Below are 14,870 nucleotides of genomic sequence, written 5' to 3'. Positions count from 1 at the left end.
AAGCGCTCTTAATAGCCGGTAAGGTTATACCAAACGCGGTAGCGGATCAGTGTCTTTTGCTCAGGGCGCGGATATTTTGCATAAGCGAGTTCGATCGTCTCCTTGGTCGTATCATCGAGGATAGAGAGCTGACTGTTTTTAAGCAGGTGCATATCGGAGATACTTCCGTCGGGATAGAGATAAAATTCAACCATATTGGTATCGTTGATTCGTATGTTGTCAGGAATTTTTGAGCGGCCGTAGCGATCAAGTACCCCTTGGGTAATACGGCGCATGGCCTCTTGGTTGTCAATAATGTATTTTTGCTCCCCGGCGGAGAGCTCATTAAATTTATCACCGTAAAGACGTTGGATACTGTCGCTAATCCGTGTCATTGATCCTTTGGGCGCGGATTGGGCGCTTGGATCGGCTTTTGAGAGATAATCGTACAACCCTTGGGATTTGATCGGTTCTCGCTCAATCGTTGCGACGGTTTTGGCAACATGACGCTCAAAGGCTTTTTTGGGCTCAATCGGTGTTGTTACGGGTTGAGAAACCGGAGTAGGTTGTTTTACCGGCGGCTGTGGTTTGGGGGGCTGCGGTGTGGGGACACTCTTATTCGGTTTTATGAGTTGCTCACCTCTGGGGATGGAACGTGTCTTAGTTATTTTCGGAATATCATTTTTGATGATAGCCTCTTTAGATGCATTCGGATGCTCTTTTAACGAGAGTTTAAAGCGCTGTTCTTGTGGTGGAGGGGGAGGCTGTTTCTGTGGTTTCGGGACAAACAGATTAAAAATAACAAGCAATAAAACGACTATAAAATGGACGAGAAAAGCGATGATGAGTGCATATAAAGAATAAGAGTGAGTTCGCTTCATGGTCTCGCAAAATAGTGTAAATGGTTTAAGGTCGGCAATTGTATCGGGATTTTACTTGAATTCGTTAAATGAATAACAAACGCCATGCTCGTCTGGAGTATTATTTAGGTATTCATAAACTTTTTGGTTCGGCTTGTTGCTTGCGCATGATGGGGATCATCGGGCCAATAATGTTTCGGATATCTCCCTTTTAGCTCTTTTTTGACGTCATTGTACGAACCGTTCCAAAATCCGACGAGATCGCGGGTCATTTGGATAGGGCGGTGAGCAGGCGAGAGGAGATGGATCAGCAGCGGCAGTTTTTCCTCCCAAACGTTTGGATGCGCATTGAGACCGAACAGTTCTTGTATCCGTACTGCTAAAACGGGGGATTCTGGATCGGAATAATCGATACCAAATCGGTTCCCGGTTGGTGCGAGATAGTATTCAGGAAAAAGGTGATCGAGGCGTTTGAGGCTCTCCCAATCAAGAGCAGAAGAGAGAATGGTATAAAGATCGAGTGTTTGCAGATCGCGTAATGAATTGTGCCTCGTAAGATGCGGCAGCAGCCACGATTCCAACGTTTCAAGAAGTTCTGAATCGCTATAGGAATGGTTACGTTTTTCGTGGTGATGCAAGCAGCGAAGCCGATAGAGAAAGGAGCGTCCCTTTTCCGACCACGGCAGAGATCCCAATCCACTGATACGGATCCCTTCACACAGTTTTTTGGCTACTTTATCTTTGTCTTGAGCTTCTATGGAGCGAGACTCAAGGAGGATGGCACCCAGCTGCGTGATTTCCCGACTTTCGACCCGCTGAGTCTGTTCATTCCACGTGAGCGTTTGTTCGGTGGAAATCAAATGGGAAAAACGGTTGTGGACCGCTTCGTCAGTGATGGGAGCACACAAATGGATACGCGAGGTTTTGGTGTCTCCGTCACTCCGAGCAATGATGAGCCACTCACGACCGGAGAGATCGTCTCTGCTATCCAGCATTGCCTCTTTACCGGTGGCAGTGAGATAACGATTCGTAGAGGTTTGACGGATACGAGCAATACGGTCAGGATAGGCCATAGCCAGTAAAACAGCAACGGTTTCATCCGAACACTCCGTATCGAAACCGATCGATATTCTCAAACGCTGTGCAAGCTCTCGGACACTGATACGGAGCTGATCCAGTCTGTCATGCAGGTGGGGCGGAATCGTGCGATTTTGAAGATAATCTCTTAAAAGCCAAAATCGCTCCCGAATGTCGGCAGATTTCTCTTGTAATCCGGCAAACGGATCGCGTTCGCTTAAGAGGGTGGCCAGTAGAATCGCTTCGCTTTGATACCCTTGGTGTTTTGCCGCCATAATCATATGGGCAAGTCGCGGATGAAGTCCCAGAGTAAGGAGGGATGTCCCATGCGCAGTGATACGTTTCGGTGAATGGAGTGCATCTAATCCCTCCAAGAGGGTATACGCCTGTTCGAGTGCGTGAGAAGGGGGTGGATCGATCCATCGCAGTTCGTTGGCACTCGAACCCCACGCGCTTAACTCTAATGCGAGGGGGGTAAGATCGCATTGGAGTATTTCAGCCTCGCTGTGGGGTGCGAGGGAGTGGTGGGCAATTTCACTCCATAACCGATAACAGCTCCCTTCGCATAGGCGACCTGCACGTCCGGCACGCTGTGTTGCGGAGGCACGGGAAATTTTTTGGGTGACCAGTCGCTCCATCCCGCTCGAAGCGTCAAATTTAACGACCCTTTCCAATCCCGAATCGATCACGATTTTCACCCGGTCAATCGTGAGGCTGGTTTCGGCGATATTGGTCGCTAATATCACTTTTCGCATTTTAGCCGGGGTGATGGCTCTCTCTTGATCGGCTTTTGAAAGATCACCGTAAAGAGGGGCTATAAGCAGCTCGGAGGATCTCTCTTTGGCATAACTTTTTAGGAGAAGTTCAAGCGATTTTATTTCACGAACTCCGGGTAAGAAAATCAAAATATCTCCGCTCTCTTTCTCTAAAACCTCACAGCTCAGGGTGAAAAGAGGAGGGACAATATTGTTAGGATCGATCGGTGTTGTATTGGGCTTTAGATGGGTGAGGGCAACGGGATAGCTTTTTCCCTCACTGGTGATGATCGGTGCCGATTCCAATAGTGTACTTAATCCGCGTGTATCGAGGGTTGCCGACATCACCATGATTTTGAGATCATCGCGCAGACACTCTTGTGTTTGAAGGGCAAAAGCTAGGGAGAGGTCACTGTGCAGATGCCGTTCGTGAAACTCATCAAAGATGATAAGGGCGACATTTTCCAGAGTAGGATCGCTTTGGAGACGACGGGTGAGAATCCCCTCCGTAACCACCAAGATTTGGATTTGATCACTCACTTTTTTTTCAGAACGGATTTGATATCCGACCCTCATTCCGACAGACTCTCCGAGCAATTGTGCCATCCGTGAAGCACTTGCACGAGCCGCAAGGCGTCTGGGCTCAAGCATAATGATTTGTTTTCCCTCAAGCCAGGGTTCATTTAACAAAGAGAGGGGGACGGCAGTTGTTTTACCCGCTCCGGGAGGAGCTTGCAGTATGAGACGGTTATGATTGCTGAGTGTTTGACGTAGGGTCTCAATAACGTCGTGGATAGGGAGGGTATTCATGCGGCAATGATATAAATCAGAGCTTCATCAATCCGGCGGCTGTGTAAACGTTACGCGGATTCCACAAAATCCATCCGCAGCTTCCGAAATCATCGCTGGCACGGATTTGATCTCGTATCTCTTTCTCTCCGTAGATGCGGCGGTCAAAGGCGTAATCACGGAAGGCTTGGAGCCATGGACGGTAACAAAGCGGTGAATTGGCCGATTTTTTCAAGGCATTATCAAGCGAGAGTTTAACGATCTCGTAGTTCGCCGCTACCGGATTGCGATACCCCGGAATTCCTGCATTAAAGCCGGATGGGTAGAGCATCGGAGAGAGATAATCGACATACGGTGAAAGGGCATCGACACGTTGACCGATTTCAATGTCGGCATCATGCCAGCTGACGTATCCGAAGATATCGGCAGAGATAAAGACGTTGTAGGGGAGGAGACGTTCGCGGGCCGCTTCCAAAAATCCGGAAATCGCTTTTACCCTCTCGGACTGAGTGTTTTCGACCGAAAATTTCACCCCTTTTCGATCCGGAAATCGGACATAGTCAAATTGAATTTCATCAAATCCCGCCGCTGCAGCTTCTGCCGCGATACTTATGATGTAGTCGCGCGGTTCTTTGCGTGAGGCATCGATCCAGTAAAGACCTTCTTTGTCTTTGAAAAGCGATCCGTCTGTCGTTCGTACACCCATATCCGGATGAGCTGTGACATAAGGGGTATCTTTAAAGGAGACAATACGGGCAATGGCGTATATTTTTTCTTTATGGAGATCAGCAACGAATTTTTTAATATCTTTGAACAAAACAACGTCCTGCGCACCGATACTGTTGGCCGTAGGGTTGGCCGTTTTAAACGCGATTTGTCCGCGATCCATTTTCACATCGATAACAAAGGCATTGATCTCGGTCGTTTGACGAAGGTGTTTGGCATTTCCCATGATTTTGCTGCTTGTAGCACCGAAACTGGAGAGATAGAGTGCTTTTGGGATAAAACGGTTCAGATACATTTTTCCGCCGCTTGTGTAAAACTTGCGATCATACCCGACGGCTCGTACCCCAATCATGCTAGAAGCCGGTACTCTAAACGACCCGTTGCAATCGCTTCGATACTCTTTGTTCTGCGAAATAATAATCGCATTTTGGATCGGTTTGGAGGTCGCTTTGTCGTAAATGACTCCGCTGATCGACGCTCCCCATGTTAAGGTTACACACACTGCTAAAACAACTAATACCTTCAATTTTCGCCCTTGTAATCTAATGGCGACATCGTAGCAAAAAAAAGTCCATATAGAGGAGGATTGAAGCGATAAAATGTTAAAATTAATGAATTAGATACCAAAAAAGGGTAAAACCATGTCATTCACGACTCTGGGGCTCACTCCCCACCTACTCGATACCCTAGCACAAAAAGGGTACACGGAGCCGACACCGATCCAAACCCAAGTGATTCCGCTCGTATTACGAGGACGTGATATTCTCGGCGCGGCACAAACCGGGACAGGAAAAACCGCAGCGTTTGCCTTGCCGATCATCCAAAAACTCATCAAAGATACCGAGGCAGGACGTTCAAGCGCCCGTGCCCTCATTATCGTACCGACACGTGAACTCGCTTCTCAAGTGGCAACGGCGGTAGAGTCGTATGCTGAGGGGCTGGATATCACCTGTATCGCTCTGTACGGCGGAGCCAATATGGCTCGTCAGGCCAAGGAACTGGGTGAGGGTGTCGATATTATCGTTGCAACCCCCGGTCGTCTGATCGAACTCAACAAACAAGGGCATGTGCCGTTGTCAAAAATCGAATATTTGGTATTCGACGAAGCCGATACGATTTTCGATATGGGATTTATTCGCGAAGTGGAGCAGATCATTGATTTGCTTCCCCTCTCTCGCCAAAACATGCTCTTTTCGGCAACATTAACCCCGGCCGTAAAACAGTTGAGCGAAAAAATTCTCAAAAAACCGCTTCTTGTTGAGATCGATAACCTAAAAGCCGCCGATATGACGCTGCGTCAAGTGGTTCATCCGGTCGAAAAAAGTCGAAAAAAAGAGCTGTTGTCCTTTATCATCGGTTCAAACAATTATCCCCAAGTCCTCATCTTCACCCGCACCAAGATCGAAGCCGATGAGGTGAGTAATGATTTGACCCTCAGCGGGCTTAAAAACGTCGTTATCCACGGCGACAAAAAACACGGGGCAAGGGATCGCGCACTGAGTGAGTTTCGAGAGGGAACCGCCCGTATTCTCGTCGCGACCGATATCGCTGCACGCGGTTTGGACATCGAGGGGCTTCCGGTCGTTATTAACTACGATATTCCCCACGTCAGTACCGACTACCTCCACCGTATCGGACGAACCGGACGTGCAGGCAATGAGGGGTTGGCAATCACGCTTCTCTCCTCCGCAGAGCACCACTCATGGGAAAAAATCATAGCGATGCTGGGTAAAAATGTCGAAACCGTTTTGGTCGAGGGATTTGAGCCTCCGGCCAGTGAAGGGCTCCTCAAAACGCGCGGTAAAAGCATGAGCAAAGATGTCGAGAAAAAAGGTAAAACGGCCGGAGCTTTCGGTAACAAGCGTAAAAAAGAGCCGGTTCAATCGAAATTTGCCTCCAAACGTGGACCGCGTTTAGCACGCGATGAACCTGCCGGTAAGAGCCCGTCTGGCAGAGACAGTGCCTTCGGCAATAGCAAAAAACCTTCACCGAAAAAATCGGGCGGACGGGGGAGATAATAGATCGAGTAGAATATGCTACAATCACTCTATCTAAAATCAAAAGGACACGGATGCAAAAAGATCAAGCTCTTGATATTTTAAAGCAGTTTAAAGATGATTTTGCCGATCATTTTGGGATCATCCGTATAGGTCTTTTTGGCTCAACTGTTCGTAATGAAGCGAACTCAAACAGTGATATCGATGTTGTAGTAGAAACCAAAACGCCGGATATGTTTGCTATCGTCCATGCTAAAAATACTCTCGAAGAACTTTTTCATCTCAATGTTGATCTCATCCGCTATCGTGAAAAAATGAATCCCTATCTTAAACGCAGTATCGAAAATGAGGCTGTCTTTGTCTGATAACAATCGAGTCCTCATTATCCTCGAACAAATCAATGAGGCACTTAAAACGGTTTTAAGTCGTTTTGAACCTGTAAAAAATAGCAACTCTTTTACCGATTCGCCAGCAGGAAAAGAAAAGCTTGACGGTATTTGTATGCAACTTATTGCTATCGGTGAAAGTCTAAAAAAAATAGATAAATTAACGGATAAGCAATTACTTCAAGAATATACAGATATAGACTGGACGGGTGCAAAAGGGGTGAGAGATATCATTTCTCACCATTATTTTGATATTGATGCCGAAGAGATTTTTTGGATTTGTGATCAGCAGATTAAACCGATGCAACAGACAATAGAAAAAATGATAAGAGATATCCATGTTACAAATCTCCCATACCGTTAGTATCCCCGACGCTGAGATCGAGATAACTGCTATCCGCTCCCAAGGAGCGGGCGGGCAAAACGTCAATAAAGTCTCCACCGCGATCCACCTCCGCTTCGATATTAACGCCTCGTCCCTTAGCGACTTCTACAAAGAACGGCTCCTTGCCATTACCGACCACCGCATTACCAAAGAGGGGATCATCAACATCAAATCTCAAGAGTCGAGAAGTCAGGAAGAGAATAAAGAAGCGGCGTTGGAGAGGCTAACAGAGCTTATCAAAAGCGTTACCATCGTTCAAAAAAAGCGCCGCGCGACCAAACCGACCCGCAACTCTCAAAAGCGACGGATGGACAGCAAAACGAAGCATGGGAATATTAAGAAGATGCGAGGGAAAGTTGACAAAGGGGAAGGGTAATTAATTACTCTTCTCAGATTTAATAGTTTGACATAATACTTCAATTTTTTGACAGAAAAAGACACCAAATATTATAAGTAAATTGAGATAGTTGTCATCTTCCAATAGTGCTTTAAATGAGTTTATTTTTATTGATGATGGATGAATTAATTTTGAGCATAATTTATGAATAGCTTGATAGTCAAGTAAATAATCATAGTCGATTGCTAGATTTTTAATATTAAATTCACGCTTTGATTCAAATGGGCTATTTGCTAAACTTTCATTTATAAAATCTTGAATATCATGTAATTCAGAGATGTCCTGATTATGGCTAGAAAAAAGATTCATAAACCCATTTTGAAGATCAATTGAATCTTTGTGCATTTGACCATACCAGTCATTTAAGCCCTCTTGATTGGTCGATACATGTTTTGTTATTAGATATAGCTCAAAGATATTTCTAACTTGAAGACTTGTAAGTGTTAAATCGCTTCTTCCGGTAATAAATCTCTCCACTTCTCGTAAGATTTCTTCTAAAAGATTGATTAGTGCCATATTAAGTTGATTATATGTTTTGTTTCGAAGATGCATTAAACAATCTTCAATAATTGTTTTAGTGATATTCAAATTTTCAAGATGGTTCAATGGTGTATCCATACTTCTTTATGCCGAAGCTTTCGGAACCAACACTTCGAGCGGAATATGAAGCTGTGCTGAGAGGTTTGAGATCATATTCATGAGAGAATCTTTTTGATTCCTTGTTTGATAACCGGAAACCTCTCTTCAATCACGTTTTCAACGATATAAAGATCGATCCCCTCGTAGTCATGGGCGATGAAATTGCGAAGCTCATAGCTCCCTTTGATATCTTGTTTTTCGAAGTTTGATAGGATTTCGAGCTCACCTGAGTGTAAGAGTTTATCGAACTGTTCTGCAATAGAGGTGAGGTGCATGAGGATCGAAGCGCGGGAGTTCTCTTCATCTTCGAGTGCTTTTATGATTGAACCGCTGTTTCGGACGATATTTTCGATAAATCCGATTTTCTTATCGATAACGCGAATTCGCTCCATCGCTCTGTCGCTATACATAGATGATATCCTTGATGATAGAGTCTTTCATACTCGAAGTACTGTCCAAATCAAAAATATCGCTGCTGCGATGAAACTTTTCAAAGATTCGCTGTTTAATCTTCGCAACTTCGTCAAAATAGGTGTATGCATTACGATATTGTAGATAATTTTCCTCTTTTTTAATCGCGATGTCGATGTCACTGTATAGGGTGTTTTCTCCGCGTGCATAACTGCCAAATAGGCCGAGTTGGACGATGCCGTCACTGTGAAGTTCGTGTTTAAGCTCGTGGAGGTAATTTAAAATATGTTCTTTTGTCGGTTTCATAATGATTATTATACAATGGCTAACAGAAAAATAGATACAAAGAGGGGACTATGAAATATATTGGATATCTTTTAATAGCTGTAATGATTTCATCCGGGGCGGAAGCCGGAGTGATCCGTGATTGGATCACAAACCGCTCTCACAGCGAAGCGTCTTCTCAAATTAAAAAGCTCTCCGATCTTTCTTACGGAGAGGACAAAAAACAGTCTCTCGATCTCTATCTCCCCGCAAATCCTAAAAACGCTCCTATTATTGTAATGGTTCACGGCGGTGCATGGAAAATGGGGGATAAAAAATCGGAGAACGTTGTTCAAAATAAAATGAATCGATGGGTTTCGAAAGGGGCTATATTTGTATCGCTCAACTACCGATTAGTCCCGAAGGTGGATCCGCAGCAACAAGCTGAGGATGTCGCAACGGCTCTTGCGTATGTTGAGTCGCACGCAGTTTCGTGGGGCGGAGATGCTTCAAAAGTGATTTTGATGGGGCATTCAGCGGGGGCACATTTGGTCTCGTTGATCTCGGCTAATCCTCAAAAATACGTTTCGCTCGGTCTCAAACCGTGGCTTGGGACGGTTTCGCTCGATACGGCGACAATGGATTTGGTACAGACGATGGAGCGAAAACATTACGATTTTTACGATGATGTGTTTGGACGTGATAAAAATGTTTGGATGCAGGATTCTCCGCTCTATCAGCTTGATCGTTCCGCTCCCCCAATGTTGCTTGTATGTTCAAGCGTGCGAGACGATAAACCGTGTGAGGCTTCGAAGCCGTTTATGGCAAAAGGGACGAATATGGGGTTGCGAATCGAGATGAGCGAACAACCGCTTAGCCATGGCGAGATTAATGATGAACTCGGCAAGCCAAACGGTTATACCGAGAGGGTAGAGCAGTTTATCCGCTCCCTTGGAGTTGCTCTATAGAGTTACCACGCAAACACATTGCGGTGATAAAACATTATGAAGCACTCCACAGGGGTATGAATTGTTTCGCCGCAATCTCTTTTTTGCTGGCGGTTCTTAATCCCTGTACGGTTCCCTCAAAAACAAGATTCATTCCTGCTAAAGGATGATTGGCATCAAGTACGGCGCGATCGGATTGAATCTCCGTAACGGTATAGATCACGACATCATCCGGGGCGCTTTCCAAATAGCCATCGATCTGCATCCCGATCTCTATATCCTCAGGGAGATCCGATAGCGCTTCGACAACCACCAGCTCATCGTTGTATTCGCCGAATGATTCTTTCGGTGTCAGTGCGACTTTGAACGAATCGCCGATATTTTTACCCTCTAACGCCTCTTCTATAGGTTTGAAAATATTGTCGTATCCGCCATGCAGATAAACAATAGGTGCTTTCCCCTCATCGACGATATTTCCCTTTTCATCTGTAACGTGATAATTAAGGGTAACCACGGTGTTTTTAGTGATGGGCATGAAACTCCAACACCTCTTTAATCTCCTCTTGGGTCGCCTCGTGAATATCCAAGACCGTCCCTTCGAAAATAAGATCCATCCCCGCGAGCGGATGATTCCCATCGAGGGTTGCTTGATTACCCGTTATTTCGGTGACGGTATAGATGACAACATCTTCGGAATCTTCATCGAAATATCCATCAAGCTCCATCCCGACGCTTACTTCTACCGGAAGTTCGCTGAGTGCTTCGGTGACAACGAGAGAGGGATCGTATTCTCCGAATGCTTTATCGGCTGAAAGGGTGATTTTAAACGACTCTCCGATACGTTTACCCTCTAACGCTTTTTCAACCGTGGGGAAAATATGACCGTAACCGCCGTGGAGATAAACAAGGGACTCTTCCTCTTCATGAAGAAGATTCCCCTCCGTGTCGTTAATGTGGTAATCGAGGGTGACGATACAGTTTTTTGTTATTATCATGCTATTTCCTTCATGGTCAATTATATTTGGTAGAGATGAACGTTTAGGATGCAATAATATAGTAAAAATATATAATAAAGCATTATGTCAAAAATTAGAAAAAAAATATTTTAAGTAAAATTGTTTCATACTATTGTGTTTTAATTACAAAGGAGCAATATGAAAACGAGTGCACGTAATGAGTTAAAAGGGTCAATTACCGAAATTAAGGCGGGTCAAATTAACAGTGAGATCGTACTATCGGTCGGAGGAGTCGTTTTAAAAGCGGTTATAACGAATGAATCGGTAGAAGAGATGAATTTATCTATTGGTGAGAGTGTCTATGCCATTATTAAAGCACCGTTTGTAATGGTGGCTAAAGAAAAACCGGGGAAAATCAGTACTCGTAATATCATTGAAACAACCGTTAAAGAAGTTAAGAACGGTATGGTAAACAGTGAATTAAAATTGGCGATGGGGGATCAAGTCTTAACCGCTGTTATAACCGAAGATGCAGCAGAAGATTTGGATTTCAAAGTAGGTGATACGGTGTATGCGCTTATCAAGGCCAGTTTCATTATCCTCGCAAAATAATTCTTTATTTTTGGGCAAAGTCTAAAACCCCGTCGTATTGAAAAACGAGAGACTGGATGATTATTTTTTATTGTAGTGATGTAAAAAATTATCCATCGGCATTACGATAGGGTTAAATGCTTTCGATGAAATGATCGCTTTTTCTCCTACGTGAAGTTCTGATGCCTCTGTTCTGCTGATGACGGTACGTACTATCGAGGAGCCTACCAGCAGTGTGATAACCATGGCCGGAAAATCCTCTTCTATTTTTAACACCTCTCCTATGAGCTGAAGTTTGCCGCTCAGGGTTTTGGGGCTGAAAAAATCCATCGGATCAGCAATACGGACTATTTTACCCAGCTCAACGGAAGCCAGCCGGTCGGAGAGCTTGACCGTTTCGGCAATGTCGTGGCTTACCAGCAGTGTGGTGACCCCTAGACGTTCATGGATCAAGGCAAGCTCATCTTGGAGCTTTTGGCGCATCGATGGATCAAGCGCCGATAGCGGCTCATCCAATAAAAGTATTTTAGGATGGCGTACCAAAGCCCGAGCAAGGGCTACACGTTGTTTTTGGCCTCCTGAGAGGGTGGCGGGGAGACGGTTCGAGAGTTGCGTTAATTCGACAAGTTCGATTAACTCATCCACATTGCGATATTGTTCTTCGTTATCGGCAGCAAATAAGAGATTGTCTCGTACGCTCATGGTGGGGAAGAGGGCATAATCTTGGAAGACAAATCCGATGCTCCGTTTTTGAGGGGGCAGGCTGATTTTTTTGGTACTGTCAAACCACACTTCGTCATCCACTTCGATGATACCGCGATCCGGTGTTTCCAAGCCTGCTATCAGACGCAGGAGCGTTGTTTTCCCCGCACCGGAGGGGCCGAAAAGGGTCAGAAACTCGCTATCACGGATACTGAGCTCGAAATGGGCGTTAAGTGGCCCTTCGGCGGTATCGAGATGCTTGGTAATATTAAGACGTATCATCGCATCTCCCCCAAAGACTTTTTATTGAGGGTATAAACGAGGAGTAAGATCGCAAAGGTGACCGCAAAGAGGGTAAGGGCGTATTGGTGCGCCATCGCGTAGTTGAGCGACTCGACTTCGTCATAGATAGCGATGGAGGCGACACGTGTTTCACCGGGGATATTTCCCCCGATCATCAAAATGACCCCGAACTCTCCCACCGTATGGGCAAATGCGAGGACAATACCTGAAATCAATCCGTGACGAATGGAGGGGAGGACAACTTTTAGCATTGTCTCTACTTTGGATTTGCCGAGAGTATAGGCGGCTTCGATAATCGAGAGAGGGACTTGGGAGAGTGCTGACTGGATCGGATGAACCATAAAGGGGAGACTGAAAAGGACCGAGGCGACCACCAGCCCCTCGAAACTAAATGCCAGCCGAATACCGTGTTCGGTGAGAAAACTTCCGATCATAGATGCGGGGCTAAAGGCGAGGAGGAGATAAAACCCCAATACGGATGGCGGGAGGACGAGAGGCATGGATACGACGGTTTCGATTACGCTTTTAAATCGCATTTTCCCGAACACTAAAAAAGAGGCGAGGGGAATCGCAATCATTAAAAGGATAGCCGTGGTAATAGCCGCGAGCTTGAAGGTCAAGAGCATTGTGGTTAGAAATTCAGATTCCATTCGAGCCTCGCAGCAGTGAAATTTCGCTGGGTTGCACCATCCAGTAGACGTCGTCACCTTCACGTATGTCGAGGGTATCGAAGGTCAACGTCGGAACCAATGCCGTGATTGACATATCGCCATAGGTGAGGGTAATTTGGGAGAGGACGATTCCCCGCTCTATCCGAAGGACTAGGGCATAGTGGATATTGGCGGTAGTGGCGCTCAAGAGATTGGAGAGGATTACTTCGGTCTCTTTGAACGCCAAGGTGACGTTTGTCCCCAGCAGTTCCTCTGCATCGGAGGCTTCCGCGAGGAGAAGGTGAAACGGATGATCTCCTACGGCTACGGTGAGGATACTGAGATGCTCGGATGTCGTGAGCGCGGTGATGGTAGCGGGTAAAATATTCATAACGGTTCAATTCTCACTTTGATATCGGCACTCTGTGCGTTGTAGGGTGATGAGGTGACGATCATATCGACGCCGCATCCTGCGTATTCGGCGATATTTTTGGTACTGATTCCCCCTGTGGCGATCAAGGTAATATGGGGATAATCGGTGCGGAGGATTCGGACGGCATCGGCTAACTTGGTGAGGGGAAGTTTTTCCATCTGGAGAATGTCGGCTCCCATTGCGGCAAATTTCAAGGCCTCAGCGATATCACATACTTCAATGACGATTTTTTTCTCGGGATTGGATTTTTTAGTTTTACGGAGCGCTTCCGCAAACGCTTCATCATTCGCAAAAAAGATACGGTGATAATCAAATACGAGGATCGATTCGGAGAGACCCAAACGGTGGGCGACGCCACCGCCCGATTCGACCGCTTTGATCGCTATTTTTTTCGTAAACGGAGCCGTTTTACGGGTGGTGGCGACGACAATGTCGGGATTGACGGATCGGGCTAAGAGCACGGCTTCGCGGGTGTAGGTGGCGATGCCCCCTGCGTAGTCGAGGAGGTTTTGGATACTTTTCCATACGCGGTGGATATTTCCCGCTTCGCCGTGCGCTTCTAAAAAGATACTTTTGGGAGGGATAAGGGTACCTGATTTAACAAAACCGTCAATCTCCAGACCGTAGAGTCCGCACAATCGAACCGCCTCTTCGGTACATGCGGCGACCAACGGACGATCTCGGGTAGAGAAGGTGATACGGGCGCGCTGATCGGTGATTCCCAGTGATGCGGTGGTTAAATCGCCGTAGGGGACATCTTCGGCGAGGATGAGTTCAAGTTCCTGGTCACTTAATAAAATCATTGGGCGGTCTCCCATCCGATAAATGCCCAGTTAACTGCGCGAGGAGGTCTGCTTTGTCCGATGATTACGTCGCGGTAGTATTGGCGTGCTTTGGTTTTTTGTTCTTCGCTCAACTCATGTACGCTCCAAATCAACGACTCGACGAACTCCTCTTCGGTTCCGCTTCGGACACTTCCTCGACCTGTTTCGATGTAATCGACACGGGGGAGGTAGCCTTGAGAATAGAGAAGAATCGGGATGTACCAGTAGTCGGGTTTGGTTTTAACCTTTTTACCGATGGTATCGAGGATATTCATATCGACAAAACTTCCCCCCACTTTGTAGGTGAGGTAGCATGCTTTGGTAGCATGAGCGGACATCTTAGAGAGAGCCGCATCGATATCGGAGACTTCCATTGAGCGTGATGCAACGACGATATCGGCCTGGGGCAAAGCGCTCCAGTCATCGTCCCAACTAAGGTGATATGTCTTAATATTAGTAACCCCTTCGCGCGCAGCATAGGCTTTTAGCTCTTCAAGCATTTGTGCGGAGAAGTCAATGGCAATCACCTCTTTGACCAATTTTGCCAAAGGGATTGCTAGGGTTCCCGGTCCGCATCCAATGTCAAGAACCACTTCATCTCCGGTGATATTCATGCGTGATATGAAATCGTTCACATAAGGGGTGTTGATAACAGAGGCTGCCATATCGGCAGATTTTTCATCCCAGTCACTGCTGGTTTTACCTTTGAAATCGGTAGTCGCTTTATGCTCACGGTACATTTGGGCAAAATCGATCGGTTCTAAAAACATGGTCTCTCCTACGTTGTTATTATTATACT

At 46.0% G+C, this 14,870-nt stretch carries 19 protein-coding genes; 6 read left to right on the top strand and 13 right to left on the bottom strand.

The genetic code is table 11. The features are described 5' to 3' along the window. Positions 1-8: 8 nt before the first annotated feature. The 3 genes from WC407_RS01655 to WC407_RS01645 all read right to left on the bottom strand — a co-directional run bounded on the left by WC407_RS01655 (position 9) and on the right by WC407_RS01645 (position 4,712). Positions 9-860, bottom strand: a complete 852-nt coding sequence (locus WC407_RS01655) for a hypothetical protein (RefSeq protein ID WP_373020488.1) — start codon at positions 858-860, stop codon at positions 9-11. Between the two features lie 104 nt (positions 861-964). Beyond that, the gene (gene hrpB / locus WC407_RS01650; protein WP_373020482.1) at positions 965-3,481 is read right to left on the bottom strand and encodes an ATP-dependent helicase HrpB; all 2,517 of its coding nucleotides are present in this window, start codon (positions 3,479-3,481) and stop codon (positions 965-967) included. Positions 3,482-3,497: 16 nt separating this feature from the next. Beyond that, positions 3,498-4,712, bottom strand: a complete 1,215-nt coding sequence (locus tag WC407_RS01645) for a putative glycoside hydrolase (protein ID WP_373020480.1) — start codon at positions 4,710-4,712, stop codon at positions 3,498-3,500. Positions 4,713-4,827: 115 nt separating this feature from the next. Between WC407_RS01645 and WC407_RS01640 the strand changes: the two genes are divergently transcribed. Genes WC407_RS01640 through arfB form a run of 4 tightly spaced genes read left to right on the top strand, consistent with a single transcriptional unit; the run spans position 4,828 to position 7,330 of the window. Further along, positions 4,828-6,204 (top strand): DEAD/DEAH box helicase, encoded by a 1,377-nt coding sequence (locus tag WC407_RS01640; protein ID WP_373020478.1) that lies wholly within the window; start codon positions 4,828-4,830, stop codon positions 6,202-6,204. 53 nt (positions 6,205-6,257) lie between these two features. After that, a complete protein-coding gene (locus tag WC407_RS01635; RefSeq protein ID WP_373020476.1) occupies positions 6,258-6,548 on the top strand; it encodes a nucleotidyltransferase family protein in 291 nt (96 codons plus the stop codon). Beyond that, positions 6,541-6,933, top strand: a complete 393-nt coding sequence (locus WC407_RS01630; protein WP_373020474.1) for a DUF86 domain-containing protein — start codon at positions 6,541-6,543, stop codon at positions 6,931-6,933. Before WC407_RS01635 ends, WC407_RS01630 begins: the two co-directional genes overlap by 8 nt. Continuing rightward, a complete protein-coding gene (arfB, locus tag WC407_RS01625; protein ID WP_373020472.1) occupies positions 6,908-7,330 on the top strand; it encodes an alternative ribosome rescue aminoacyl-tRNA hydrolase ArfB in 423 nt (140 codons plus the stop codon). The genes WC407_RS01630 and arfB overlap by 26 nt, the downstream gene beginning before the upstream one ends. On the opposite strand, the gene WC407_RS01620 is transcribed toward arfB, so the two are convergent. From WC407_RS01620 to WC407_RS01610, 3 genes are all read right to left on the bottom strand, one after another. Next, positions 7,331-7,969 (bottom strand): hypothetical protein, encoded by a 639-nt coding sequence (locus WC407_RS01620; protein ID WP_373020468.1) that lies wholly within the window; start codon positions 7,967-7,969, stop codon positions 7,331-7,333. 77 nt (positions 7,970-8,046) lie between these two features. Then, the gene (locus tag WC407_RS01615; protein ID WP_373020466.1) at positions 8,047-8,400 is read right to left on the bottom strand and encodes a DUF86 domain-containing protein; all 354 of its coding nucleotides are present in this window, start codon (positions 8,398-8,400) and stop codon (positions 8,047-8,049) included. Further along, positions 8,393-8,707 carry a nucleotidyltransferase family protein gene (locus WC407_RS01610; RefSeq protein ID WP_373020464.1) on the bottom strand — a complete coding sequence of 105 codons (315 nt, stop codon included), beginning with the start codon at positions 8,705-8,707 and terminating at the stop codon, positions 8,393-8,395. Before WC407_RS01610 ends, WC407_RS01615 begins: the two co-directional genes overlap by 8 nt. A 50-nt stretch (positions 8,708-8,757) precedes the next feature. On the opposite strand from WC407_RS01610, the gene WC407_RS01605 reads away from it, so the two are divergent. Next, positions 8,758-9,633: an alpha/beta hydrolase gene (locus WC407_RS01605; RefSeq protein WP_373020461.1), complete on the top strand. Its 876-nt coding sequence runs from the start codon at positions 8,758-8,760 to the stop codon at positions 9,631-9,633. 34 nt (positions 9,634-9,667) lie between these two features. Here the strand turns inward: WC407_RS01605 and WC407_RS01600 are convergent, their stop codons facing one another. Together WC407_RS01600 and WC407_RS01595 are read right to left on the bottom strand one after the other, a co-directional pair. After that, on the bottom strand, positions 9,668-10,147 hold the full coding sequence (locus WC407_RS01600; RefSeq protein ID WP_373020458.1) for a peptidylprolyl isomerase: 480 nt from the start codon (positions 10,145-10,147) through the stop codon (positions 9,668-9,670). Further along, complete coding sequence (locus WC407_RS01595) at positions 10,134-10,607, bottom strand: peptidylprolyl isomerase (RefSeq protein ID WP_373020456.1); 474 nt, start codon at positions 10,605-10,607, stop codon at positions 10,134-10,136. The genes WC407_RS01600 and WC407_RS01595 overlap by 14 nt, the downstream gene beginning before the upstream one ends. 159 nt (positions 10,608-10,766) lie before the next feature. Between WC407_RS01595 and WC407_RS01590 the strand changes: the two genes are divergently transcribed. Next, positions 10,767-11,180, top strand: a complete 414-nt coding sequence (locus WC407_RS01590; RefSeq protein WP_373020454.1) for a molybdopterin-binding protein — start codon at positions 10,767-10,769, stop codon at positions 11,178-11,180. A 60-nt stretch (positions 11,181-11,240) separates the two neighbouring features. Here WC407_RS01590 and WC407_RS01585 read toward each other — a convergent pair whose 3' ends face one another. Genes WC407_RS01585 through WC407_RS01565 form a run of 5 tightly spaced genes read right to left on the bottom strand, consistent with a single transcriptional unit; the run spans position 11,241 to position 14,841 of the window. Next, positions 11,241-12,143 carry an ABC transporter ATP-binding protein gene (locus tag WC407_RS01585; RefSeq protein ID WP_373020452.1) on the bottom strand — a complete coding sequence of 301 codons (903 nt, stop codon included), beginning with the start codon at positions 12,141-12,143 and terminating at the stop codon, positions 11,241-11,243. After that, entirely contained in the window at positions 12,140-12,814 is a 675-nt protein-coding gene (gene modB, locus WC407_RS01580) for a molybdate ABC transporter permease subunit (protein WP_373020449.1), read from the bottom strand. The genes WC407_RS01585 and modB overlap by 4 nt, the downstream gene beginning before the upstream one ends. Continuing rightward, positions 12,804-13,205 (bottom strand): hypothetical protein, encoded by a 402-nt coding sequence (locus WC407_RS01575; RefSeq protein WP_373020447.1) that lies wholly within the window; start codon positions 13,203-13,205, stop codon positions 12,804-12,806. The genes modB and WC407_RS01575 overlap by 11 nt, the downstream gene beginning before the upstream one ends. Then, on the bottom strand, positions 13,202-14,050 hold the full coding sequence (gene modD / locus WC407_RS01570; RefSeq protein WP_373020445.1) for a ModD protein: 849 nt from the start codon (positions 14,048-14,050) through the stop codon (positions 13,202-13,204). The genes WC407_RS01575 and modD overlap by 4 nt, the downstream gene beginning before the upstream one ends. After that, entirely contained in the window at positions 14,047-14,841 is a 795-nt protein-coding gene (locus WC407_RS01565; protein WP_373020443.1) for a class I SAM-dependent methyltransferase, read from the bottom strand. The genes modD and WC407_RS01565 overlap by 4 nt, the downstream gene beginning before the upstream one ends. Positions 14,842-14,870: the final 29 nt, after the last annotated feature.

This window comes from Sulfuricurvum sp. (assembly GCF_041651515.1).
GTDB lineage: Bacteria > Campylobacterota > Campylobacteria > Campylobacterales > Sulfurimonadaceae > Sulfuricurvum.
Note: the sequence above shows the minus strand (reverse complement) of the source record. Positions and strands in the feature narration are given on the sequence as shown.

Excerpts from the sequence above, each read along its gene's own strand:
- WC407_RS01620 (WP_373020468.1), bottom strand. The coding sequence starts at position 7,969 with ATGGATACACCATTGAACCATCTTGAAAATTTGAATATCACTAAAACA.
- WC407_RS01585 (WP_373020452.1), bottom strand. The coding sequence starts at position 12,143 with ATGATACGTCTTAATATTACCAAGCATCTCGATACCGCCGAAGGGCCA.
- WC407_RS01635 (WP_373020476.1), top strand. The coding sequence starts at position 6,258 with ATGCAAAAAGATCAAGCTCTTGATATTTTAAAGCAGTTTAAAGATGAT.
- modD (WP_373020445.1), bottom strand. The coding sequence starts at position 14,050 with ATGATTTTATTAAGTGACCAGGAACTTGAACTCATCCTCGCCGAAGAT.
- WC407_RS01640 (WP_373020478.1), top strand. The coding sequence starts at position 4,828 with ATGTCATTCACGACTCTGGGGCTCACTCCCCACCTACTCGATACCCTA.
- WC407_RS01590 (WP_373020454.1), top strand. The coding sequence starts at position 10,767 with ATGAAAACGAGTGCACGTAATGAGTTAAAAGGGTCAATTACCGAAATT.
- WC407_RS01575 (WP_373020447.1), bottom strand. The coding sequence starts at position 13,205 with ATGAATATTTTACCCGCTACCATCACCGCGCTCACGACATCCGAGCAT.
- WC407_RS01595 (WP_373020456.1), bottom strand. The coding sequence starts at position 10,607 with ATGATAATAACAAAAAACTGTATCGTCACCCTCGATTACCACATTAAC.
- WC407_RS01615 (WP_373020466.1), bottom strand. The coding sequence starts at position 8,400 with ATGTATAGCGACAGAGCGATGGAGCGAATTCGCGTTATCGATAAGAAA.
- modB (WP_373020449.1), bottom strand. The coding sequence starts at position 12,814 with ATGGAATCTGAATTTCTAACCACAATGCTCTTGACCTTCAAGCTCGCG.
- arfB (WP_373020472.1), top strand. The coding sequence starts at position 6,908 with ATGTTACAAATCTCCCATACCGTTAGTATCCCCGACGCTGAGATCGAG.
- WC407_RS01610 (WP_373020464.1), bottom strand. The coding sequence starts at position 8,707 with ATGAAACCGACAAAAGAACATATTTTAAATTACCTCCACGAGCTTAAA.
- WC407_RS01600 (WP_373020458.1), bottom strand. The coding sequence starts at position 10,147 with ATGCCCATCACTAAAAACACCGTGGTTACCCTTAATTATCACGTTACA.
- WC407_RS01605 (WP_373020461.1), top strand. The coding sequence starts at position 8,758 with ATGAAATATATTGGATATCTTTTAATAGCTGTAATGATTTCATCCGGG.
- WC407_RS01565 (WP_373020443.1), bottom strand. The coding sequence starts at position 14,841 with ATGTTTTTAGAACCGATCGATTTTGCCCAAATGTACCGTGAGCATAAA.
- hrpB (WP_373020482.1), bottom strand. The coding sequence starts at position 3,481 with ATGAATACCCTCCCTATCCACGACGTTATTGAGACCCTACGTCAAACA.
- WC407_RS01655 (WP_373020488.1), bottom strand. The coding sequence starts at position 860 with ATGAAGCGAACTCACTCTTATTCTTTATATGCACTCATCATCGCTTTT.